Annotated in this window: 20 protein-coding genes; 13 read left to right on the top strand and 7 right to left on the bottom strand. The window is 66.3% G+C overall.

Annotated elements, in window-relative coordinates; all coding sequences use genetic code 11:
• Nucleotides 1–64 precede the first annotated feature (64 nt).
• The 4 genes from K3A84_RS16200 to K3A84_RS16185 all read left to right on the top strand — a co-directional run bounded on the left by K3A84_RS16200 (nucleotide 65) and on the right by K3A84_RS16185 (nucleotide 3,991).
• Nucleotides 65–760, top strand: coding sequence for a carbonic anhydrase (locus K3A84_RS16200; RefSeq protein ID WP_225010393.1), 696 nt, complete (start codon nucleotides 65–67; stop codon nucleotides 758–760).
• Complete coding sequence (locus K3A84_RS16195) at nucleotides 757–2,286, top strand: SulP family inorganic anion transporter (protein ID WP_225010392.1); 1,530 nt, start codon at nucleotides 757–759, stop codon at nucleotides 2,284–2,286. The genes K3A84_RS16200 and K3A84_RS16195 overlap by 4 nt, the downstream gene beginning before the upstream one ends.
• 257 nt (nucleotides 2,287–2,543) lie before the next feature.
• Entirely contained in the window at nucleotides 2,544–3,395 is an 852-nt protein-coding gene (locus tag K3A84_RS16190) for a TorF family putative porin (RefSeq protein ID WP_225010391.1), read from the top strand.
• A 119-nt stretch (nucleotides 3,396–3,514) separates the two neighbouring features.
• Nucleotides 3,515–3,991: a PaaI family thioesterase gene (locus tag K3A84_RS16185; RefSeq protein WP_225010390.1), complete on the top strand. Its 477-nt coding sequence runs from the start codon at nucleotides 3,515–3,517 to the stop codon at nucleotides 3,989–3,991.
• A gap of 41 nt (nucleotides 3,992–4,032) precedes the next feature.
• On the opposite strand, the gene K3A84_RS16180 is transcribed toward K3A84_RS16185, so the two are convergent.
• On the bottom strand, nucleotides 4,033–4,332 hold the full coding sequence (locus K3A84_RS16180) for a hypothetical protein (protein ID WP_225010389.1): 300 nt from the start codon (nucleotides 4,330–4,332) through the stop codon (nucleotides 4,033–4,035).
• Between the two features lie 145 nt (nucleotides 4,333–4,477).
• Between K3A84_RS16180 and K3A84_RS16175 the strand changes: the two genes are divergently transcribed.
• Nucleotides 4,478–6,238: a cation:proton antiporter domain-containing protein gene (locus tag K3A84_RS16175; RefSeq protein WP_225010388.1), complete on the top strand. Its 1,761-nt coding sequence runs from the start codon at nucleotides 4,478–4,480 to the stop codon at nucleotides 6,236–6,238.
• Between the two features lie 180 nt (nucleotides 6,239–6,418).
• Here the strand turns inward: K3A84_RS16175 and K3A84_RS16170 are convergent, their stop codons facing one another.
• Complete coding sequence (locus K3A84_RS16170; protein ID WP_225010387.1) at nucleotides 6,419–7,912, bottom strand: calcium-binding protein; 1,494 nt, start codon at nucleotides 7,910–7,912, stop codon at nucleotides 6,419–6,421.
• A 332-nt stretch (nucleotides 7,913–8,244) separates the two neighbouring features.
• On the opposite strand from K3A84_RS16170, the gene K3A84_RS16165 reads away from it, so the two are divergent.
• Both K3A84_RS16165 and K3A84_RS16160 read left to right on the top strand, forming a co-directional pair.
• Nucleotides 8,245–8,571 carry a hypothetical protein gene (locus K3A84_RS16165; protein WP_225010386.1) on the top strand — a complete coding sequence of 109 codons (327 nt, stop codon included), beginning with the start codon at nucleotides 8,245–8,247 and terminating at the stop codon, nucleotides 8,569–8,571.
• Nucleotides 8,571–10,487, top strand: a complete 1,917-nt coding sequence (locus K3A84_RS16160; protein WP_225010385.1) for a linalool dehydratase/isomerase domain-containing protein — start codon at nucleotides 8,571–8,573, stop codon at nucleotides 10,485–10,487. The genes K3A84_RS16165 and K3A84_RS16160 overlap by 1 nt, the downstream gene beginning before the upstream one ends.
• 7 nt (nucleotides 10,488–10,494) lie before the next feature.
• Here the strand turns inward: K3A84_RS16160 and K3A84_RS16155 are convergent, their stop codons facing one another.
• Nucleotides 10,495–10,734: a hypothetical protein gene (locus K3A84_RS16155; protein ID WP_225010384.1), complete on the bottom strand. Its 240-nt coding sequence runs from the start codon at nucleotides 10,732–10,734 to the stop codon at nucleotides 10,495–10,497.
• A gap of 117 nt (nucleotides 10,735–10,851) precedes the next feature.
• Here K3A84_RS16155 and K3A84_RS16150 point away from each other — a divergent pair, with 117 nt between their 5' ends.
• On the top strand, nucleotides 10,852–11,052 hold the full coding sequence (locus tag K3A84_RS16150; protein WP_225010383.1) for a hypothetical protein: 201 nt from the start codon (nucleotides 10,852–10,854) through the stop codon (nucleotides 11,050–11,052).
• A gap of 3 nt (nucleotides 11,053–11,055) precedes the next feature.
• Here K3A84_RS16150 and K3A84_RS16145 read toward each other — a convergent pair whose 3' ends face one another.
• Both K3A84_RS16145 and K3A84_RS16140 read right to left on the bottom strand, forming a co-directional pair.
• On the bottom strand, nucleotides 11,056–12,639 hold the full coding sequence (locus tag K3A84_RS16145) for a flavin-containing monooxygenase (protein ID WP_225010382.1): 1,584 nt from the start codon (nucleotides 12,637–12,639) through the stop codon (nucleotides 11,056–11,058).
• A 50-nt stretch (nucleotides 12,640–12,689) separates the two neighbouring features.
• Complete coding sequence (locus tag K3A84_RS16140) at nucleotides 12,690–15,155, bottom strand: TonB-dependent receptor (protein ID WP_225010381.1); 2,466 nt, start codon at nucleotides 15,153–15,155, stop codon at nucleotides 12,690–12,692.
• A gap of 169 nt (nucleotides 15,156–15,324) precedes the next feature.
• On the opposite strand from K3A84_RS16140, the gene K3A84_RS16135 reads away from it, so the two are divergent.
• Entirely contained in the window at nucleotides 15,325–15,978 is a 654-nt protein-coding gene (locus K3A84_RS16135; RefSeq protein WP_225010380.1) for a TetR family transcriptional regulator, read from the top strand.
• Nucleotides 15,979–16,024: 46 nt separating this feature from the next.
• Nucleotides 16,025–17,095 (top strand): acyl-CoA dehydrogenase family protein, encoded by a 1,071-nt coding sequence (locus K3A84_RS16130; protein ID WP_225010379.1) that lies wholly within the window; start codon nucleotides 16,025–16,027, stop codon nucleotides 17,093–17,095.
• A gap of 92 nt (nucleotides 17,096–17,187) precedes the next feature.
• Here the strand turns inward: K3A84_RS16130 and K3A84_RS16125 are convergent, their stop codons facing one another.
• Nucleotides 17,188–18,423, bottom strand: a complete 1,236-nt coding sequence (locus tag K3A84_RS16125; protein WP_225010378.1) for an acyl-CoA dehydrogenase family protein — start codon at nucleotides 18,421–18,423, stop codon at nucleotides 17,188–17,190.
• Between the two features lie 59 nt (nucleotides 18,424–18,482).
• Complete coding sequence (locus K3A84_RS16120; RefSeq protein ID WP_225010377.1) at nucleotides 18,483–19,169, bottom strand: TetR/AcrR family transcriptional regulator; 687 nt, start codon at nucleotides 19,167–19,169, stop codon at nucleotides 18,483–18,485.
• Between the two features lie 86 nt (nucleotides 19,170–19,255).
• Between K3A84_RS16120 and K3A84_RS16115 the strand changes: the two genes are divergently transcribed.
• The 3 genes from K3A84_RS16115 (at nucleotide 19,256) to K3A84_RS16105 (ending at nucleotide 22,715) form a co-directional block, all read left to right on the top strand.
• Nucleotides 19,256–20,197, top strand: coding sequence for an oxygenase MpaB family protein (locus tag K3A84_RS16115; RefSeq protein ID WP_225010376.1), 942 nt, complete (start codon nucleotides 19,256–19,258; stop codon nucleotides 20,195–20,197).
• A 36-nt stretch (nucleotides 20,198–20,233) separates the two neighbouring features.
• On the top strand, nucleotides 20,234–21,823 hold the full coding sequence (locus tag K3A84_RS16110; protein WP_225010375.1) for a fatty acid--CoA ligase: 1,590 nt from the start codon (nucleotides 20,234–20,236) through the stop codon (nucleotides 21,821–21,823).
• Between the two features lie 232 nt (nucleotides 21,824–22,055).
• A complete protein-coding gene (locus K3A84_RS16105) occupies nucleotides 22,056–22,715 on the top strand; it encodes a LuxR C-terminal-related transcriptional regulator (protein WP_225010374.1) in 660 nt (219 codons plus the stop codon).
• Nucleotides 22,716–22,725 lie beyond the last annotated feature (10 nt).

Here is a 22,725-nt window from a genome sequence, read left to right as displayed (position 1 = left end):
CATCTTCGCTGTCGCAGCACATCTGCTGCGGTCGCCTGATCCAAAAGGTCCAGGAGACGCGAACATGAACGAATTGATCGGCCGGGTCTTCAGCTTCGAGAAGACCGTATTTCCCGACAGCCGCGAGCTGTTCGGCAAGCTTTCCACCGAGGGCCAGAGCCCCAAGGCGCTGATGATCTCCTGCGCCGATTCGCGCATCGTGCCCGAACAGATCATGCAGGCAGAACCCGGCGAGCTGTTCGTGTGCCGCAACGCGGGCAACATGGTGCCGTCCTATGCCACCATGAACGGCGGCGTCTCCTCGACCGTCGAATACGCGGTCGTGGCGCTGGGCGTGCGCGACATCATCGTCTGCGGCCACTCCGACTGCGGCGCGATGAAGGCGCTGGCCGCGCCCGAAGTCCCCGAGGGAATGCCCAACGTGGTCGCCTGGCTGCGCCATGGCGCGGCGGCGGAACACGTCGTTTCCAGCTGTTCGCCGCACCTCGACGGCGGCGAGCGCGTGCGCGCGGTGAGCCTGGAAAACATCAAGGCGCAGATCGCCCACTTGCGCACCCATCCCTCGGTCGCGGCCGCGATCGCGCGGGGCGAGATGGCGCTGCACGGCTGGTTCGTGGACATCACCGCCGGGCAGGTGCTGGGCCTCGATGGCGACAGCGGCCAGTTCGTGGTGATGCGCGAGGATCGTCCGCTGCCCGTGGCGCTGACCGCCGCGCCGCGCTTCGCGGGTGAACCGGCGCTGGCCGAGGCGGCGGAATGACCACCGCCCCGCTTGCTGCGCAAGACGAGGGGCGCGGTCCCTTCGCCTTCTTCGCGCGCGATTTCACCGCGTCGATCGTGGTGTTCCTCGTCGCCATGCCGCTGTGCATGGGCATCGCCATCGCTTCGGGCGTGCCGCCGGAAAAGGGGCTGGTGACGGGGATCATCGGCGGGCTTGTCGTCGGTCTGCTGGCAGGCTCCCCCCTGCAGGTCAGCGGACCGGCGGCGGGCCTTGCCGTGATCGTGTTCGAATTCGTGCGCGACAACGGCCTTTCGGCGCTCGGCCCGGTGCTGCTGATCGCTGGCGCGATCCAGTTCGTGGCGGGCGTGGCCAAGCTGGGCGGCATGTTCCGCGCGATTTCCCCCGCTGTCGTCCACGGGATGCTGGCGGGCATCGGCGCGCTGATCGTGGTCGGCCAGTTCCACATCCTGTTCGATGCCAAGCCGCTGTCCAGCGGGATCGCCAACCTGGCCGCCATGCCGGGGCGCGTGCTGGGCCTGTCTAGCGACATCCGGGCGACCGAACTGGCGCTGATGCTGGGCCTGCTGACCATCGCGGTGATGCTGGCGTGGGACAAGTTGAAGCCCGCAAAGCTGGCGCTGGTGCCCGGCGCGCTGCTGGGCGTGATGGCCGCGACGATCGTGGCCTGGGCCGGATCGCTGGGTGTGGCGCGCATCGCGGTGCCGGATTCGATCGCGGCGGCCTTCGCCCTGCCCGACAGCGGCGTGCTGGGCCTGCTCGCCAGCCCCTCGCTGATCGCCTCGGCCATCGCGATCGCCTTCATCGCCAGCGCCGAAACCCTGCTGTCGGCAGCGGCGGTGGACCGGATGCACGACGGCCCGCGCACCGACTACAACAAGGAATTGCGCGCGCAAGGGCTGGGCAACTTCCTGTGCGGCGTGTTCGGCGCGCTGCCGATGACGGGCGTGATCGTGCGGTCTTCGGCCAATGTGCAGGCGGGCGCGCGGACGCGCCTTTCGACGGTGCTTCACGGCGCGTGGATCCTCGGCTTTGTCGCGCTGCTGCCCTGGCTGCTCCGCGAGGTGCCGATGGCGGCGCTGGGCGGCGTGCTGGTGGTCACGGGCTGGAAGCTCGTCAGCCTCAAGCATCCGCGCCACCTGCTGAAGACGCATGGCGCGATCCCGACCGTGATCTGGGCGGCGACGTTCGTGCTGGTGGTGGCGACCGACCTGCTGACCGGCGTGCTGGTCGGACTTGCGCTGTCGCTGCTGGAGCTGCTGCCGCACGCGCGCAACCTCAGGCTCAAGGTCGCTGAACGACCGATGATGGATACCCACAAGGTCGAACTGGAAGGCGCGGCGACGTTCCTGGGTCTGACCCGGATCAACGCCGTGCTGGAAAGCGTGCCCGCCGACAAGGGCGTGCACCTCGACCTTGGTGGGGTCAGGGTGATGGACCACACCACCGCCGAAACGCTGGGCGAATGGCTTTCGCGCCGTCGCCAGCGCGGCACGGCGGTGCATGTCACCGGCCCCGAACCGATCCTCAGGCCGCTGACGCAATAGCGGCCTGAAGACTGCCGGAGGCGAAGGCCCCCTCTCCGGCAATCCCTTGCTGGCCGGACACGCGGCGACCCCCTCGTCGCGCTGTCCGGCCATTTTTTTGCAATTGCGAAGGTGGCAATATTTCGTCACGCCGGGGCAAAGGCTGCGCAAAGGTCGCGGCGTAATCATCAGGCGTCTTCTGCGACGCGATCCGGTCAGAGAGAGCGCGAGAAGGCCGCAGGCGGAACGTGAACCCACGTCAGGGAGGACGTTCCACAATGAAATTCCGCACCGCTTCCGCAGCTGCCGCCGCACTGTTCGCCGCGAGCTTTGCCGCGCCCGCCATGGCCGAGGAAGAAACCAAGCCGGTCACCGTTTCGGGCAGCGTCGGCCTGGTGTCCGAATACCGCTTTCGCGGCATCTCGCAGTCCGACCGCAACCTTGCCGTACAGGGCGGGATCACCGTGGCGCACGAGAGCGGCGTCTATGTCGGCACATGGGGATCGAACCTGGCCGGTTGGGGCACGTTCGGCGGCTCGAACATGGAGCTGGACCTGATCGCGGGCTACAAGACCACGGTCGGGAACGCGACGATCGACTTCGGCGCGACCTGGTACATGTATCCCGGTGGTTTCGACAACACCGACTTTGTCGAACCCTATGTCAAGCTGTCGGGCACGGCCGGGCCGGTCGCGCTGACGGCGGGCGTCGCCTATGCGCCGCAGCAGGAAGCGCTCGGCGCGTGGTATGCCACGGGCGCCGATGCGGCGGCCGGCGTCTACACCGACGAGGGCGACAAGAACGACAACCTCTACCTGTGGGGCGATGCCGCGGTCGGCGTGCCGAACACCGGCCTCACGCTGAAGGGGCACATCGGTTATTCCAAGGGCAACAAGGGCCTGGGCCCGTTCGCGACCTCGGTGGCGCCGACCGGCGAATACTGGGACTGGCTGGTCGGGGCGGACTACGCGATCCCCGGCACGCCGCTGACGGCGGGCGTCGCCTATGTCGATACCGACATCACCGCCAAGAAGGCCGCCTATCTCCAGCCCAGCTTTTCGCGCGGGCAGGACGGGGTGGGCACGATCGCGGGCGCCGCGGTGATCTTTTCGCTGACCGCCGCCTTCTGAGCGATTTCGGCCTGACGCTACGACAAGCTTGACGCGACTGTCCCCCCGGCATCTGCGTGCTGCCGGGGGGACTTTTTTGCGATTGACGCAAGGGCGCCCCGCGCGCAACCGATGGCGCCATGAGCACGCAAGACCCGATCCCGCCGTTCAATGGCGGCTATCTCCGCCAGGCTGCAGAAGGCCCCTTCGCGGGGTGGTGGATGTGGTATCCGGAAGACCCGTTCGAGGCGCTGGCCGGTCCGTTCCACGTGCGCCGCGACGAGGCCGGACGGATCGAGGGCGGCTTTCTGCCCGGGCCCAAGCACCTCAACGGCCATGGCATGGTCCACGGCGGCTGCCTGATGACCTTCGCGGACTTCGCGCTGTTCATGATCGCGGCCGAGGACGGCGACGTGGTCCATGGCGTGACGGTGACGCTCAATTCCGAATTCGTCAGCGGCGCGCCTGCCGGAACCCCGCTGCTGGCGCGGGGCGAGATCGTGCGCAAGGGTGGCGGCCTGATCTTCGTGCGCGGGATGATCACCAGCGATGGCGTGAACGTGCTGTCGTTCTCGGGCACGATCAAGCGGGTGAAGACGAAGTTCGTCTCGCACTGAAAAAAGGCGCTCCACGTGGCGTGGAGCGCCTCCAAAGCCGTTTAGCCGACCTTCTTGCCGGTCATCGGGAACGTGCCGAAGGGCCCCGCCTTCACTTCGCCGGCGAAGCTGTCGCCATCGACCGTGGCCTTGCCTTCCAGCGTCATCGGCATCGGCGAAGTCAGCTTCATCGACCAGGTGAGCGTATTGCCGTCGATCTTGCCATCGGCGATATCGACCGAACCCATCGGACCCGCGTTGGTGCCGGTGAAGCTGTCGCCATCAGCCACGATGGTGAGGTTCGACTTCTGCTCGCCCATCGGGCTCTTGGTCACGCATTCGTAAGTGCCGGAAATCGACATGGGCATCCTCCTGGTTGATGCTGCGAGACTGCCATGGCCGACACCCGTGTCAACATATTCCTATCGCTTGACATGATTTGGACGCAGCCTTGACGGGAGGGCCTGCGGGCATATCGTCGCGCGTCCACGAGAAAGGCGATACAGTTTGAACGAAGCAGGCTCCATCCTTCACGACGGCTTCCTGCTGTTGGGCTTTGCACTGGCGTTCGTGCTGCTGTTCCGCAGGCTGGGACTGGGCGCCACGCTGGGCTACCTGCTGGCAGGCGCGGTGGTCGGCCCGCAAGCGCTGGGGCTGGTCGGGCAGGCCGAACAGAAGCTGGGCTTTGCCGAGCTTGGCATCACGCTGCTGCTGTTCCTCGTCGGGCTGGAACTGGACCCGGCGCGGCTGTGGCGGATGAAGAAGGACATCCTCGGCCTCGGGCTGTTGCAGGTGACGCTGTGCGGCCTCGCCGTGGCGGGCGTGATCTTCGCCTTCACCGATTTTTCCGCCGCCGCCGCGCTGGCGCTGGGCCTGCCGCTGGCGCTGTCCTCGACCGCGCAGGTGCTGCCCATGCTGCAATCGTCGGGTCGCTTGCGCACGCGCTTTGGCGAGCGGGCGTTTTCGATCCTGCTGTTTCAGGACCTGTCGATCATCCCGCTCATCACCATCATCACCGCGCTCAGCCGCAATCCGGCGGACGCCGGCGGTCCTCCGGGCTGGCTGCTGGGGCTGGAGACGCTGGCCGCGATCGTGGGACTGGTGCTGGCCGGGCGCTTCCTGATCCGCCCGCTGTTCCGCCTGATCGGCAACCTGGGCGAGCGCGAGATGTTCGTGGTCGCCGCGCTGTTCACGGTGATGGCGAGCGCGGCGGTGATGGAGTTGCTGGGCCTGTCCACCGCGTTGGGCGCGTTCATCGCGGGCGTGATGCTGGCCGACAGCCCCTATCGCCACGAATTGGAAGCCGATGTCGAGCCGTTCCGTTCGATCCTGCTGGGACTGTTCTTCCTCGCCGTTGGCATGATGCTCGATCTGGGCGCGATCGCGCGCAATCCGGTGTTCGTGCTGTCGATGGCGGCGGCGCTGATCGCGGTGAAGGCCGCCGTCATGTTCGGCCTTGCCCGCCTGTTCGGCATGGGCTGGCGCCCTGCCCTCGCGCTCGGCCTGTTGCTGAGCCAGGGCGGCGAATTCGGCTTCGTGCTGTTCGCACAGGCGCAGCATGCGCTGCTGATCGCGCCCGAGGCGGCGAGCGTGTTCGGCGCGGTCGTCACGCTGTCGATGGCGACCACGCCGTTCCTGATGATGGCCACGCGCCGCTTCCGCGAGGCGCCTGCCGATGCGGACGAGGAACGCGAAGGCCCCGGCGGCGAGCGCGTGGGCGCGCTGATCGTCGGCTATGGCCGGTTCGGACAGACGGTGGGGCAGATGATGCTGGCCAGCGGCATCGACGTGACGCTGATCGACACCGACGTGGAAATGATCGACGTGGCCGGGAAATTCGGCGCGAAGGTCTATTTCGGCGATGGCACGCGCATCGACATGCTGCGGCAGGCGGGCGCGGCGGAAGCGGAAATGATCCTGTTCTGCCTGGATGGCGACCAGCTTTCCGCCGACCTGATCGAAGCCGCGCACGAAGCGTTTCCCAACGCGGCGATCTATGTCCGCGCCTTCGACCGCCGCGCCATGGTGCGACTGCGCGATGCGCCAACGACACTGGTGGTGCGCGAGGTGCTGGAATCCGCCGTGGTCATGGCCCGCGCCGCGCTCGACAACTTTGGCCTGAGCCAGGAAGCGATCAACAAGGCCGAGGCCTTCTACCGCAAGCGCGACAACGAGCGTCTGGAAGTCCAGATCGCCGCAGGCGACGTACGCGCCGCGCACGAGCGGGTGATCACGGAGACGGGCGACGCAGGCGCGGCGGCTGCGTGATGAGGTGACGGAGGGGTAACTCCCCTCCACCACGCACTTCGCGCGCGGTCCCCCTCCCCATTTGTGCTTCGCAAAAACGGGGAGGACCAGAAGCCCCCCGACATTCCCCATTTCGAAACCGGCACGTGCGAAAAGGGGCGCCGCTGCTGACGGCGCCCCTTCCTGCCACGGTCCTGCCGATTAGAGGACGAAGTCAGCCGTGTGCAGCGCGACCACGCCATCCAGACGGATCACGAAATCGGCCGAGCCGTCGCCGTTCTGGTCGCCATAGAGGTAGGTGTTGCCGTCGGTCACGTCGGCGCGCAGTTCCCCGGCGGTGTGGCTGAAGCCGCCGTCGCCGATGAAGCTGAAGGCCTGGTTTCCATCGACGTTGACGTTGGCGTCCATGTCGGAGAGCTGGATGCGGTCGCCTTCCAGCACGCTGAAATCGGCAATCGTGGTGGCAGTGGAAAGATCGACCGTGGCGGTCGTGTCGCCGTTGACGTGGAATACGAAGGTGTCCGCGCCAAGGCCCCCGGTCAGCGTGTCCTGACCCGGCCCGCCATTGATCGTGTCGTTGCCAAGACCGCCAGCGATGGTGTCGTTGCCGGCCCCGCCGAAGATCTGGTCGTTGCCTTCGTCACCGCTCAGGTTGTCGTTGCCATCGTTGCCGAGAATGCGATCATCCCCAAGGCCACCCGACACGCTGTCGTTGCCGTCCCCGCCAACGATGCGGTCGTTGCCGAGGCCACCCCAGATGTGGTCGTTGCCGGCATCGCCATAGATGGTGTCGTTGCCCGCATCGCCGCTCAGGTTATCGTTGCCGTCGCCGCCATTGATCCGGTCGTCGCCCAGGCCGCCATCGACCGAATCGTCACCAGCACCGGCGGTAACGGTATCCGCGCCCGCGCCGCCCCAGATCGTGTCGTTGCCCAGGCCGCCATTGAGCTGGTCGTTGCCATCGCGGCCGAACAGCGTATCGGCGCCATCGCCGCCGATCAGGTTGTCGTTGCCCAGGCCACCGTCCAACGTGTCATCGCCATCGTTGCCCGACAGGCGGTCGTTGCCTTCCCCGCCCAGCAGCACGTCATGGCCGCCGTTGCCCGCCAGCGCATCGTTGCCCGCGCCGCCGATCAGCAGATCGTCGCCGGCGCCGCCGTAGAGATGATCGTCGCCGATGCCGCCATCAAGCACATCGCTCCCCGCGTCGCCGTAGAGCCAGTCATTGCCTGCACCGCCAGCGAGGTGGTCGTGTCCTTCGTTGCCCTGAAGGCGATCGTCGCCAAGGCCGCCATAGACGTGGTCGTTGCCGCCGCCCGCGCTGATGCGGTCATCCCCGGCCGTGCCGATCAGCACGTCGTCCCACGAACCATCGTGGTCCTGGTCCTCGGCCACGCCGTCATCGGGCAGGTCGCCTTGCACGGGCTGGTCGATCAGGTGCCCTTCAAGATCGGTGTAGGTGTGACCGGTCAGCGTGTAGTTCAGCGCGTTGTCGGTGGCGTCCGCGGTCGGCTGGAACGCCTGAATGTCGATGTAGGTGTCGTTCGTGGTCGTCAGCGTCACCGTATTGGTCGAGGCGTCGAACGACAGCGTCTGGTTGAGCGCGAGGGTGTCCTGTTCGTAGGCCCCATCGTGGTTGACGTACATCGTCACTTCACCATCGGCGGCGACGGCGAACCTGGTAATGGTATCCATTTGGTTGGCTTCCTCTTTTGCGACCCGTCACGGAAGGACGGCACCCGGTCCAATGGGTCGGAGGATGCTGCCGCCTGCCGCAGCGCCCTGCCGGGCTGCTGCAACCGGTCCAACCGACCCGGTGCCTGCGCTACGTCGCAAGGAGCGGTCATATCCGGGGCGAGCGCCGGTTCGCCGCGAACCGGGCCGACGGCGCGACGAACCGAATTGGCGCATGACCATGAAGCCTATGGGAAAATGCTGCAGGCGCAGGCTGCAGCATCGCCCCTCCAAGCCTGCTGGACAGGATCATTTTTCTAGGATAGCTTGACCAGAAATAACGGGAGAGAACGATGGCCTGCTGCGCCTTCGCCGTGTTTCTGCTGATGCGCCTGCTCGCGCCGTTCCGTGCGGCGGCACGGCGGCTGGGCCTTGGCGGCGCGATGCGCATGGACGCGGCGGTCACCTGGCGCCCCGGCCAGCTGGCGCCCGCGATGCCGATCCCCGCCAACCGACCGATCTGGCGCCGTCTGCTGGCGGCAGAAGCGGCGCTGCTGGCGCTGCTGGCGGGACCGGCGGTGGCCTCGTCCGACACGTCCCCGCACCTTTCCGGCCCCGATCCCTTGATCGTGGCCCTGATCCACAAGAACATCTGCAAGCCGCTCGGCTGGAGGAACTGATGGCCACGATCCCGCTTACCAGTGACGTACCCGGCCTTTCGCCGCATCGCGGCATCCGCGGCCCCGTCACCGCTTCGCGCCAGCGGCGCACGTGGGCGATCTATGCGGCGATGGTGGCGCTTGGCCTGCTGCCCACGCTGATGGGATCAAGCCCGGCGCTGCGCGCGGCGGGTCTTGGCCTGATCGTGCCCGGCGGCGGGTTCCTTGCCGTGGGCGGCTGGTCGATGCTGCTGTTTGCGCTGACAATGGTGGTGTTCGTCGCTTCGCTGGTGGCGTGGTTCTGGGCGGGCGCGGTGATCGCGCCTGCGATCGTGTGGCTGGGCAGCGCCTTGCTGGCCGGCAGCATGACGGGCGAGACGACGTGGGCGGGCGCGCCCATTGCCGCGCCGGTCGCGGCAGGCCTCGTCATCCTCGCCTTCGCGCGCAACAACCGCAAGGCGCATGCGGCGGGGCTGGACAAGGCAAAAGTGCGCGAAAGCTTCCTGCCCCGCGCCATTTCCGAAGTGACGCAGCAATCGGCGCCAGAGCCCGATCCTGCGGCTCGCGAGATGGACGACGAGCAACTGGCGGGCCTGCGCTATCTGCTCGACCGGTCCTTGCAGCCGGTCGGCAGCTTCGATGGCTTCACCGTGATCGATCAGTTCCAACCTGCTGCGCTGCGTTACCAGATCAACCACATGGGCTTTGCGCTGGCCATCGCGCAGACCGCTTACCTGCCCAATTTCCGGGGCTACATGGGCCTTGCCCAGCGCAACCTGATCGAAAAGTACCTGGAAAAGAAGGTCTGGGACTACTGGGTTCTGGAAAGCTGCTGGGGCCATTTCAACTTCACCGACTGGGACCCGGCGGGCAAGGACAACATCATGCTGACCGGCTGGTTCGGCGCGCACGTGGGCGGCTACATGCTCGCGACCGGCGACCGCCGCTACATGGAGCCGGGCAGCCTGACCTTCCGCCTGAACGGGCGCACGGCGTGGAAGCATGATTTCGGCAGCCTCAACGCCTCGGTCGATCACAACTACGCGATATCGAAGTTCGGGATCTTCGCCTGCGAGCCGAATTGGCTCTATCCGATCTGCAACCACTACGGGATGCTCAGCCTTGTCACCCACGACGCGCTGACCGGATCGAAGCTGGTCGACCGGCACATGAAGGACTGGCTGCGCGCAATCGACGACGAGTTCACCGACAGTTCGGGTTCGATCGTCGGTCTGCGCTCGCAGTGGACGGGAATGCCAGTGCCGTTCCCCGTGGGCGAGGCGGGCTATGCCTTTTTCGAGAACGCCTTCCTGCCGGTGCGGGCGCGCCAGCAATGGGCCATCGCGCGCGAGGAAATCGCGCCGATCGTGGTCGAGGAGGACGGCGGACCGCGCATGGTGATGCCGGGCGAAGGGATCGACGCGGGCAAGTATGGCACCGGCCACGTCGGCGCCTATGGCACCTACCTCGTCTCTGCGCGCGAGTTCGGCGATACGCGGCTGGCGGCGGCGGCGAAGGCCGGACTGTTCCGCGATGGCGGCGTCGATCGCTCGGGCGGGGGGCTGCGCTTCACCAAGGGGTCGAACATCTCAAACGCCACCGCGATCATGGGCCTGCTGATGCAGACCGGCGACTTCCGCCGTACTTTCACCGAAGGTCCGTCAAAGGCGGCGCTGGCCGGGCCGATGATCGAGACGCTGGAATATCCGGCGGTGCTGGTGGCACGGGCCTGGAGCGACGGGACGAATCTGGAAGCGACGTTCGTGCAGGGTGAGCGCGCCGGGCTGCGGCGGATCGCGGTGTCGCAGCTCGAACCGGGACGGCGCTATGTGCTGGACGGGGCAGAGGAGGCCGAGATCGTGGCCGATGCCACCGGTGCGGGCGCGTTCACCGTCAACCTTGCCGGGCGGGTGAGCGTGACGCTGCGGGCAGGCTGACGCCCGGTCAGCCGCCTTCTCCGACAAGCCGGTCCAGGCGCAACAGCGACAGCGCCTGATCGACATAGGCGGCGGCGATGAAGCTGCCCGATGAATCCAGTTGCGAAAGGGCCTGACGCAGCAGCGCCGCCGCTTCCTCCAGCGCGGCGTCGTTGGCCGGGTGGCGAAGGGCCGGTCGCCGGGCGGCGCGCCGGAAGCGGGTGCCGAGCATGAGGCGACCATCGGGCGTGCGGATCTTGAACATCATGTCGCGCTTGCTCCGTGCTGCGGGCCGGGCGCCCGCAGCTTGCGATCCCCGCAAGGCCTGCGCCGGATCCAGCAGGACAGGCTTCAAGCCGGGATCGGCGACAAGGATTGAACGATCGTGCAGGAAGCGAAAGCCTATTCGCCTCCACTTCGAAGCGACCTTGCCAAAGGGTTGCGCGGCCACAAGATTTTCATAACCAAATTTGGTCCGAAATGCCGTGTTTTCCGGCTTTCGGGCATTCAGACGCCGTTCGGCCCGACCAACAGGACGCATGAGCGCTGGCAGATTCGCCCATCGCGCGTCATGCGTCCCGCCTGACGTTCAGCCTTCGAAGCGCAAGTCCGGGAAATCGGCCGCCACGGCGGCGTTCAAGCGGAGCTTGTAGTCCATGCCCACGTAGGGAAGCATGACTCTCGGCTTGCCGGGGATGTTGGCCCCCATGTACCACGAATTGGCGCGCGGGAAGAGAGTACCCTCGGCCTCGCGACGGACGTGATCGACCCACGCCTCCTGCGCTGCCGCATCGACCGCGACGCGGGTTTCGCCGCGCGCGCGCATTCTTTCGATGACGGCATTGGCAAATTCGACATTGTGTTCGCCTGCCAGGATGACGTTCATCAGCACCGAGGGACTGCCGGGGCCGGTGATCGTGAACAGGTTGGGGAACCCGGCCACCATCATGCCCATCCACATCGCCGGGCCGGCATACCATGCTTGCCTGAGCGGGGTGCCGCCCTCGCCCCGGATGTCGACGCGGGTCAGCGCGCCGGTCATCGCATCGAAGCCCAGCGCCCACACAATGATGTCGACGTCGTATTCCGCATCGGCGGTGCGAATTCCGCGCGCCGTCACCTCCTCGATCGCCCCTTCGTTGAGGTCGACCAGCGTAACGTTATCGCGGTTGTAGGTAACGTAGTAATCGGTATCGACGCAGGCGCGCTTGGTCGAGATCGGGAAGCTGGTGGGGCAAAGCTTCTCGGCCAGCACCGGATCGTTGACCAGTTCGCGGATCTGCGAGCGCACGAAATCGCACGCGGCGTCATTGATGCGCTCGTCCTTGGTCAGACGCGGGATCTGCACGGTGGAGACGAGACCGCCGCCGTTCCACAGGATCTTGACGTGTTCGGCCAGTTCCTCGTCGCTCGGATCCCAGTCCTCGGGCAGCAGTTCGACGCCCGGCTCGCCAGTGTCGATCGCCTGCTTGTAGAACGGCCACGCAGCTTCGAACGCCGCGCGTTCCTCATCCGAAATCGGCGCGTTGAGCGCCGGCAGGCTGAAGTTGGGCGTGCGCTGGAAGACATGGACCTGCAACGCCTCCGCCGCGATGTGCGGCAGCGACTGGATCGCGGAACTGCCGGTGCCGACCACGGCGACGCGCTTGCCCTTGAAATCGACCGGATCGTGCGGCCAGCGCCCCGTCACGAGTTGCGGCCCCTTGAAGCGGTCGAGGCCGGGGAAATCGGGCTCCTTGGGCACCGACAGCGCGCCGGTGGCCATGATCAGGAAACGGGCGGACAGGCCCTCGCCCTTGTCGGTATCGACCAGCCAGCGGTCGGCGGCCTCGTCCCAATGCGCGGCGGTGACGCGCGTTTCAAAGCGATAGAGCGGGCGGATGTCCAGCAGGTCCGCGCAGTGGTTGGCATAGGCCAAGATTTCGGGCTGGGTGGCGTATTTCTCGCTCCACTTCCACGAGGTGCGGATCTCCTCGCTCCAGCTGTATTGATAGAGGAGACTGGGAATGTCGCAGCGCGCGCCGGGGTAGCGGTTCCAGAACCACGTCCCCCCGACGTCGGCCGCCGCCTCGATGCCCTGCACATCGTAGCCCTCCAGCCGCAGCAGATGGCTCATGTACATGCCGGCAAAACCGGCTCCGACAACAACGGCGTCGACCTCGCGGCGCTGCATTCCCAAGTCTCCCATATCGTTTTTCAGTCAGTCAATCGAACAAGCGAAGCTTACTTGAACAAGGTCCGCAGCGTGACGCCCCAGGTGCGGCTGTGACCGGGGAAGCGGACCGCGAGGTTCGCGTTCGTGGCCGCCGAGACCCAGTAGTATTGGTTGGTCAGGTTGCGCGCCCACAGCGTGGCTTCCCACTTGTTGTCGGCATCGTGGATGCCGATGCTGGCGTTGATCGTGCCATAGGGCTTGAGGTTGAGCTGCGGATCATCCTCGAGCGTGTTCTTGGCCGAGGACTGGTAGCGCCCATTGACGATCGCCCGCAGGCCCAGCTTGTCGGTGATCGGCGAATCCCACGTTACCGTCGCCGCGCCCGAGAACTTGGGGCTGAGCGGGAAGGCCGCACCATCGTAGTTGAAGGTGTTGGCGCCCGCGTCGATGCCAACATAGCCCTGCACTTCGGTCTTGAGCAGGGTGCCAGCCAGCATGACATTCAGATGCTGGCCGACATTCACGCTGACATCGCCATCGATGCCATAGGCCCGCGACTTGGGAATGTTGTCCAGCCGCAGCAGCGTGGTGTAGATCGGATCGGCGAAATAGACGGCCAGCTGCTTGTTGCCGTAATCGTAGTAGAACCCGGTCAGGTTCAGGTTCACCGCGCGGTTGGCCAGCGCCAGCTTGGCGCCGAGTTCATACGAGGTGAGCTTTTCCTGACGCGCCGGGGCGTTCTGGGTCGAGATGTTGGCCGCGTTCACCGGGGTCGAGCCCGACTTGTAGCCGCGCGTGACCGAGGCGAACAGGTGCGCGTCGGGCGTCACTTCCCAGCCCAGCGCGACGCGCCATGCCACGTTGTCCTCGTCCAGCTTCGACTTTACCGCACCGAAGGTCTTCGTGACCGGATCGAAGGTGTTGCATTCGTTCGCCTTGATCGGCGTCGTGAACGCACCGTACGCCTGATAGAAGAACGCGCGGTTGAACAGGTTGACGTTGGGCAGCATCGAGCCGTTGAAGTCGCGCGAGCAACCCACGTAATCCTGCGTATCGCGGGTGTAGCGGATGCCCGTGGTCAGCGTCAGGCTGCGATCGAGCTGCCAGTCGGCGCTGGCGAACAGGCTCTTGGTCTCGACATCGAAGTTGGCGGTATCGCGATAGGTGCGGAACGCGGTCGCTACGTCGGCGGCGGTGTAGCCGTCCGAGTTGAACGGCGAGTTCAGCAGATCAAGCCCGAAGATCAGCCCGCGCACCGCGCCGACGTTCGCGTTCTGCCCCAGCATGGTGCGATTGGTGTCGATCACCTTGTCGTGCGAGTAGTAGCCGCCCACGGTCCAGTTGGCGGGGCCGGTCTTGCCCTGCAGGCGCAGTTCCTGGCTGAACGACTTGGCCTGCCCATCGGCTTTCTGGATCAGGATTTCATAGGGTGCGCCCGACCAGTCGAACGCCGCGCGACGCTTGACATTGTTGAAGCCGGTCAGCGAGATGACGCTGATGTTCGGGTTGATTTCGTATTCGATCAGGCCGCGCAGGCCCACGAACCAGTCGTTTTCCTTGAGCGGATCGGAAATGCCCGCGCCACGACCGATATCGGGGCCACGCTGCGACAGCGGTGCCCAGTCGGCATGGTCCTGGTCCCACATGTGCTTGTTAGCTGCGATGAATTCGGGAACGCCGGCGGCGTTGAAGGCGCTGAACAGCGTGCCGTTGGCGGGATCGGTGTTGGGAGTGAAGCCCACGGCCTGCCCGGCCAGCGAATCCGACTTGTTGATCCAGCCATTGGCTGCCAGTTCGACCTTGAGGCCATCGACAGGGCGCGAGGTCAGCGTCAGGCGACCGCCGTAGCGGTGGTTTTCGCCCAGCGTTTCGTCGCGGCTCGCGCTCTTCTGCCAGCCATCCCAGCTGTCTTCGGTGCGGAACGCGGCGCGGATCGCGGTGGTTTCGCCGAGCGGCAGGTTGACGAAGCCTTCGGAATTGAAGGTCTTGAAGTTGCCGCCTTCGACGGTCAGGCCGGCCGAAACGGTGTCCTTGGGCTTGGCGCTGATGAAGTTGACGAGGCCCGCCGTGGTGTTGCGGCCATAGAGCGTGCCCTGCGGCCCCTTGAGCACTTCGACGCGTTCGAGGTCGTAGACAGGCCCCGAGTTCATGAACGGGTAGGCCAGCGCCACTTCGTCCAGATATGTGCCGACGGTGGAGGTGGCCGACAGGTTGATCGTGTTGAAGCCCACGCCGCGCAGCGTGTAGATCGGCACGCCCTGATACCCGCGCGAGATGTTCAGCGACGGCGCGACCGAAGGCAGATCCTCGGTCGAGGTGACGCGCAGGTTCTTCAGCGCTTCACTGCCAAAGGCCTGAATGGAAACCGGAACTTCGCTCAGCGACTGTTCGCGGCGCTGCGCGGTGACGATGATTTCCTGCGCCGAACCTGCGCCAGCCTGATCGGCCTGAGCCGCCACTTGCGCAAGGGCGGGACTCGTCAGCGCAGATCCTGCGAACAGAACGCCCAGCATGTACGTCTTGGTGAAGGACATTTTCTCTCTCCCTTGAACCCTTCTTGCGCCGCCTTTTATCAGGCGATAAGCAGTTATCAATCATGATAACGAACATTTTCAGGAGTGTGGCATTTTTGCCAACCGGCACGGGCAAAGGTTTGGCAGGTTGGGGCTTGCCAACGTGGGGCTTGCGGGATCAAACGGTGCGATGAACAACAGCCGCCGCAGCGATGCCGCCGTCCCGCCCCCTCCCCGCGCCGGGCGCGAAAACAGCCGCGAGGCGCTGCTCGACGCTACCAGCGCGCTGATGCGCGAGTTGGACACGGTGGAAATCGGCATCGTCGACATCGCGCAGCGCGCGGGCGTGAACCACGCGATGATCCGCTATTTCTTCGGCAGCAAGGAAGGGCTGATGCTCGCGCTGCTCGATCGGGACGTCTATCGCCGCATCCGCCAGCTCGACCGGCTGTTCCGCATGGACGTGACGCCCACCGAGCGGATGCGAATCCACCTGCGCGGCATCGTCGATACCTATTACCAGATCCCCTACCTCAACCGGCTGATCCAGGTGATGGTGCGCGAGGCCGATCCGCAGCGGGTGAAGCACATCGCCGAGGAACTGCTGATGCCTATCGCCAACGCGCAGGCGCGCATCATCGCCGAAGGCGTGGAGGCGGGGGAATTCCGGCCGATCGACCCCAAGCTGTTCTATTTCAACACCATCGGCTCTGCGGACGGTCTCTATGCCAACCGCTTCACGCTGTCCGCCGTGTTCGGCGGCATTCCCTTTGCCGACCGCGACCTGCACGAGCGCTATCGCGAGCAGACGGTCGAAACCTTGATGCGTGGCTTGCTTCTCTGAAAAGGCTTGTTATCAGGACTGATAAACGAACCTTGGGAGAGTGCCGGTGAATCTCGAACTCGACGACGACCTGCGCATGCTGGCCGACAGCGTGTCGGGCTGGCTGAAGCAATACCTGCCCTTCGACCGTCGCCGCGAGATGCGCGGCGGCGCGGCACAGCGGGCGTTCTGGGACGAGATGCAGGGCGCGCTGGGCCTTGCCGGCGCCGGCTTGCCCGAAGCCTGGGGCGGCTTCGGCCATGGCCCGCAGGCGCACATGGTGGTGGCCGAAGCACTCGGCGCGGCGCTTGCCCCCACCCCGTATGTCGAGGCACCGGTGACGGTCGGCACGCTGCTCGCAAAGCTGGGCGGCCAGGATGCACTGGGCGCGGACCTGGCAAACGGCAAGGTCATCGTGCTGGCCTGGGAAGAGGAACAGAGCCGCGGCGATGCGCTGTCGATCCGCACCACGGCGGTGCAGCACGGCACCGAATGGCGCCTGACCGGCACCAAGCGCGCGGTGCGCTGGGCCGCAGAGGCCGATGGCGTGCTGGTGACGGCAACCAGTCCCGACGGCGTCGGCGTGTTCCGCCTCGAAGGTCCGGCGCCGATGCGCGACTACCGCCTGATCGACGATCATCCGGCGGCCGACCTGCTGCTCGACGCCACGCCCGCGACGCTGCTGGCGGTGGGCGATGCGGCGGCAGCGGCCATCGCGGCGGCGGTCGATGCCGGCACGGCGGCGGTCTGTTCGGAAGGCGTCGGCCTGATGCGCACGATGCTCGACGACACGATCGACTACACCAAGCAGCGCAAGCAGTTCGGACAGGCGCTCGCCTCGTTCCAGGTGCTGCAGCACCGCATGGTCGACATGCGCATCCAGCTTGAACAGAGCGCCGCGGCGGCGATCCTGGCGGCGCTGCGCGGTGACGATCCGGCGGCGGTTTCGGCAGCCAAGGCGCAAGTGGGCGATGCGGCGCGCTACATCGGCCAGCAGGCGGTTCAGCTGCACGGCGGCATGGGCCTGACCGAGGAACTGCGCATCGGTCACTATTTCCGCCGCACCACCGCGATCGAAAACCAGTTCGGCGATGCCGACGCGCACACCAGGCGCTATCGCAAGCTGAAGGTGGCGTAAGAGCAGCCCTTCCCCATCCGCCAGTGGAAGGGGACACGAAAAAAGGCCCCGGAACCAGCGCGGTTCCGGGGCCTTTTTTCCGTCTGCGTGCCTCAGAGACCGAGGACGCGCTTGGCAAGGATGTTGCGCTGGATCTCGTTCGAACCGGCATAGATCGGCCCGGCGCGTTCGTTGAAGTAGCGCAAGGGCGCCAGCGCCTGCCAGACTTCGCCGATGCTGCCGCCATCGGCTGGCGGGGTGTAGTTCGGCACGGGACCGCCCGGCCGCGTGACGTGCGGCTGATAGACCGTTCCCGTGGTGCCCGCCGCGCGGAAAGTCAGCTCGGTCATTTCGGTGGCGAGTTCGGTGCCCAGTACCTTCATCATCGACGACAGCGCACCCACCGATCCATCGTCGCGCGCGCCTGCCAACAGCTTGAACTCCAGCACTTCGAGCACGTCGAGCTTCATCATCAGGCGGGCCAGACGCGAGGCGAAGACCTCGTCGTCGATCAGCATGCCGTCGGGCGTGGGCGTGGTGCGCGCATTCTCGCGCAGCGCCTCGGCGCGGACCTTGAGCCCGGCGGAATAGCCGCGCGCGCCGCGTTCGAATTCGAGCAGGTACTTGGCGACCGTCCAGCCATCGTCGATCGCGCCGATCGCGTTGGCCTTGGGCACGCGGACGTCGGTGAAGAAGATCTGGTTCTGCACCGTCTCGCCCGAGGTCATCACCAGCGGGCGAACGACCACGCCCGGCGAGGTCATGTCGACGAGCAGGAAGGTGATGCCCTGCTGCGGGCGCAGGCCACGCGTGGAACGCACGAGGCAGAACATCCAGTTCGCCTGCTGCGCGTGGGTGGTCCAGATCTTCGAACCGTTGAGGATGAAGTCGTCCCCGTCCGAATCGGCACGCATCTGCAGCGAGGCAAGGTCGGAACCCGACTGCGGTTCGCTGTAGCCCTGGCAGAAGAACACTTCGCCCGAGAGGATGCGCGGCAGGAAGTAGGCCTTCTGTTCGTCGGTGCCGAATGCCTGGATCACATAAGCGACCATGTGGATGCCCATCGGCGAAACCGGCGGCGCACCGGCGAGGATGCGTTCGCGTTCGAACAGGTAGTGCTGGGCATCGGTCCAGTCCTGCCCGCCGTGTTCGACCTGCCAGTGCGGCGCGGCCCAGCCCTTGGCATGGAGCTTGGCCTGCCATTCCATGCCCAGCTCGTGATCGCCATAGACGCTGGTCATCAGGCGACCCGCATCGCGCAGTTCAGGCGTCAGCTCCTTTTCGAAAAAGGCGCGCGCTTCGGCCGCGAAGGCAAGGTCTTCGGCCGTCCAGTCCAGGTCCATCGTCATTCCCCACACACTTGTTTATCAGGCGTGATAACAAGCATGTGGAGAGCGTGCAAGGCGTGTCAGGCCAGCAGCAACCCCGAGAGCAGGCGCAGCGCCGTCTGCCCGATCAGCGTGCGATGTGGCTCTTCAGAGGCGCTGCCCCCCAGGAATGCGCTGGCCACCGGCTCGTCGCGCGTCAAAGAGGACAGCGAGGCCAGCAACATCATCGCACCGACGCGGTCGGCCTCTTCCTTGGCGGGGCGCTCCCGCGCGACGGCGATCAGTTCGGCAACCAGTTCCATGCCGGGCTTCCACAGTTCCTCGTAAAGGAGGTGATAGCCCGGCCCCTGCTCGCTCAATTCGCGCAGCACGAAGTCCGTCGCCAGGCGCTGATCGTCGTCGGCGGTGATCGCGGCGACCAATGCCGCCAGGATCTTCTCCAGCCAGACGCGCGCCTGCGCTGCGGTGAGGCTGCCGTCGTCGGCAGCGCAACGGGCAGCAGCCGCGACGGGGAGCAACCGCCGACGGTGCTGCTCCACGATCTCCTCCGCGCATGCGAGATGCAGCCCGTCCTTGTTGCCGAAGTGATAGGCAATGACCGGAAGCGTCACACCGGCGGCGCTGGCGATCATTCGCGTCGTCGCCCCGGCAAAGCCCTCCTGCGCGAAGCAGGCCATGCCCACCCGCAGGATCCGCTCGCGCGTGGTTTCGGGAGAAGTCGGTCCGTCCAGAGAAGCGGTCGGTACGGATAGCAGGCGGTCGATCATTACCGCCCCATAGACCCGAAGCGCTTGCAGGGGAACCTATCAGCTGATACCCCTATATCATCTGATAAGTTCAACGAGGTCGCCCGATGGCATTGCACGATCCTGATGAAAAGCCGCTCGATCCGGAAATGTCGGAGCGCGCGAAAGCGGCAGCCAAGCGCGAATGGACGATCGACTACCGCGCCCCGGTTGGCGAACCTTCGCTGGTGCCGCCGGATTCGGTGCAGTGGAAGGTGTTCCGCAACATGATCGCCATGGGCGTGGGCGGCGTGGCGGCGGTGCTGCTGGAATTCGCCGACGCGCGCATCCGCAGCGGCGTGTGGGACCATTCGGTCTATCCGGTCGATCCCATCGGGCGTTCGCGCCGCACCGGGCTTGCCGCGATGGTCGGCGTCTATGGCCCCGCCTCGATGGCGCGCAAGGTGATCGCGGGCGTCACGCGGATGCACGCCAAAGTGGGCGGAACGACTCCTTCGGGCCGCGCGTACAAGGCGCTGGAGCCCGAACTGCTCAACTGGGTCCATGCAACCGCCGCTTATGGCTTCATGAAGGCCTACCATAATTTCGTCCGCCCGCTGTCGGTGCAGGATCAGACGCGCTTCTTCGAGGAAGGCGAAGCGGTCGGCGCGCTCTACGGCGTGACGCATTCGGCATCGTCCGAAGCCGACTTCATGGACATGATGGAAGCGTTGCTGCCCGACTTCGAGCCGCACCCGATCAACACCGAGTTCCTGAACATCATCGCATCCGGCAAGGCGGCGCCGGGAACACCGAAGTTCCTGCATCGCGCGCTGGCGCGGGGCGCGGTGTCGATCCTGCCGCCGGTGGTGCGCGAACGGCTGGAACTGGGGCCCGATTGGGACCTCACCGCCTTCGACCGCGCCGCACTCAAGACGGCAGGCCGCATGGCCGATGCCTGGCGCGATACCAGGTCGCCGGCCTGGCTGGCTGCCGAACGGCTGGGCCTGCCCGGCAATTTTGCGTGGTTGCCATATGATCGCCAGCAACGCATTCTCGCCCGGCGATAAGCGGCAAGACACAAGAACCGGCCGCAGGGGACTGGGATGAAGGAAGCGACGTTCGCCCTATCGGCGACGCAGACTGCCGTGCGTACGGCGCACCTGTTCACATTCGACGGATTCATCCGCTTCTGGGCGGCGGATCGACCGAAGCGCATCGCGCTCGATGGCGCGGACGGGGTGCTCGACTTCGCGACATTGGAGGACACCACCGCGCGCATCGTCGGCGCCCTGGCCGACATCGGCGTCACGAGGGGCGACCGCATCGCGTGGTTCGGCAGGAACAGCGTGCTCTACTTCACGCTGTTCTTCGCCGCCGCGCGCGCCGGGATCGTGATGGTGCCGATCGGCTGGCGCCTCGCCGCCGCCGAAGCGACATGGATTGCCGACAATGCCGAAGCGCGCGCGGTGTTTCTGGGCGACGGGTTCGAAGCGATGCAGGATGGCTTCGCCGCCCTGCCGCGCGTGCAGCGCTGCTTTACCGCCGGGGAAGCGCGGGGCTGGATCGACGCGGCGCGCCCGGCGGTGTTTCCGCCCGCGGGCGGAAACGATCCAGTGCTGCAGCTCTACACATCAGGGACAACCGGCAATCCGAAAGGCGCTGTGCTGTCGAACATGAACCTGTTTGGCCTGCGCAAGCAACACGCAGGCCAGGAACCGCACCAGGTGCTTGACGACGACGAGGCGATCCTTGTCACCATGCCCTGCGCGCACATCGGCGGCACCGGGCTTGGCGTCAACGCGATGGCGGCTGGGCTTCCCGCCGTGATCCTGCCCGAATTCGACCCGCGCGCGGTGTTCGATGCGGTGGAGCAGAAGGGCGTGACCCGCTTCTTCATCGTGCCCGCCGCCTTGCAGATGCTGCTGCGACACCCCGATTGCGGCAAGGTCGATTTCAGCCGCATCCGCTATATCGTCTATGGCGCAAGCCCGATCCCGCTCGAACTGCTGCGCGAATGCATCGCCATGTTCGATGCAGGCTTCGTGCAGGCCTATGGCATGACCGAGACGGCGGGCACGTTCTGCACCCTGCCGCCCGAGGACCACACGCCCGAGGGCAACGCCCGGATGCGCTCTGCCGGACGTCCGCTGCCGGGCGTCGAGGTGCGCATCGTCGGCGAGGATGGTCGCGTCCTGCCCCCGGGCGAGGTCGGCGAGATCCAGACCCGCTCCACCAACAACATGATCTGCTACTGGAAGCTGCCCGAAGCGACCCGCGCCACGCTGACCGACGATGGCTGGCTGGCCACCGGCGATGCCGGATCGATGGACGCGGACGGCTATGTCCACATCCAGGACCGGATCAAGGACATGATCATTTCCGGCGGCGAGAACGTCTATCCGGCGCAAGTCGAAAGCGCGATCTATGGCCACCCCGATATCGCCGAAGTGGCCGTGATCGGCGTTCCCGACGAAAAGTGGGGGGAAGCTGTCAAGGCCGTCTGCGTGCCGCGTCCCGGCCACAGCGTCGATCCCGCCAGCGTCATCGCGTGGACACGCGAACGGCTGGCCGGGTTCAAGGTGCCCAAGTCGGTCGACGTGATCGACGCCCTGCCCCGCAACGCGTCGGGCAAGATCCTGCGCCGGGCGCTGCGCGAACCCTACTGGCAAGGAATGGCCCGGCAGGTGAACTGAAAAAAGAGGCCCGGCGCCACTAGGGCGGCACCGGGCCAGATATCCGTCTTCGCGGGTCGCTGTTGCGAAGCCGGAGGGCACACGCCTCCCTAACCCGCGCATCGCGGCCACCCCATCCCGCGTTCGCGGGAGATCTTGGTAAACGCCTGCCCCAGCCGAGCACGTACCGCGAACCGGGGATGGTCCGCATGCGCTGGCGCAGGTACACCGCTGTCAGGATCGGGGAGGAATCATGGACGCGGCCCGGCAAGTTCTGGTGATCGAGGACATCGCGCCGCTGCGCGAGGCGCTGGCCGAGCGCGCCGCCGACGTCTTTGGCGTGACCCACGCGCACGAAGCGGGCACGCTCGCCGAAGCGCGGGCATGGCTGCGCGATCATCGCCAGGTCGACCTGCCGCTGGTTGCGTTGGTCGACCTTGGCCTGCCCGATGGTTCGGGCGCGGCCATCATCGCGGAACTTGCTGGCGATTCGAACGCCACCTGCATCGTCACCACCATTTTCGAGGACGACGCCAACGTGATGCGCGCGCTGGGCGCGGGCGCGCAGGGCTATCTGCTCAAAGGCGACGACATCTCCGCGATCGAGGAACGCCTGCGCGGGCTCGAGCGCGGCGAAGTGCCCGTCTCGCCCCAGATCGCGCGCAAGCTGCTCGAACGCTTTCGCCACCCCATCGCTTCGATCCAGCCGACCGAATTCGACGTCGCCCTCACCCAGCGCGAAACCGACGTGCTGCGCGCGATCGGGCGCGGGCTGACCATTGCCGAAGCCGCGCATGCGCTCGGCATCGGCGCGCATACGGTGGGCACCCACGTCAAGAACATCTACCGCAAGCTCAACATCGCCAGCCGGGCAGAGGCCGCGATCGAAGCCGCCCGGCGCGGGCTGGTTTGAAGCGGAGCGC

This window comes from Novosphingobium percolationis (assembly GCF_020179425.1).
Classification (GTDB): domain Bacteria; phylum Pseudomonadota; class Alphaproteobacteria; order Sphingomonadales; family Sphingomonadaceae; genus Novosphingobium; species Novosphingobium percolationis.
Note: the sequence above shows the minus strand (reverse complement) of the source record. Positions and strands in the feature narration are given on the sequence as shown.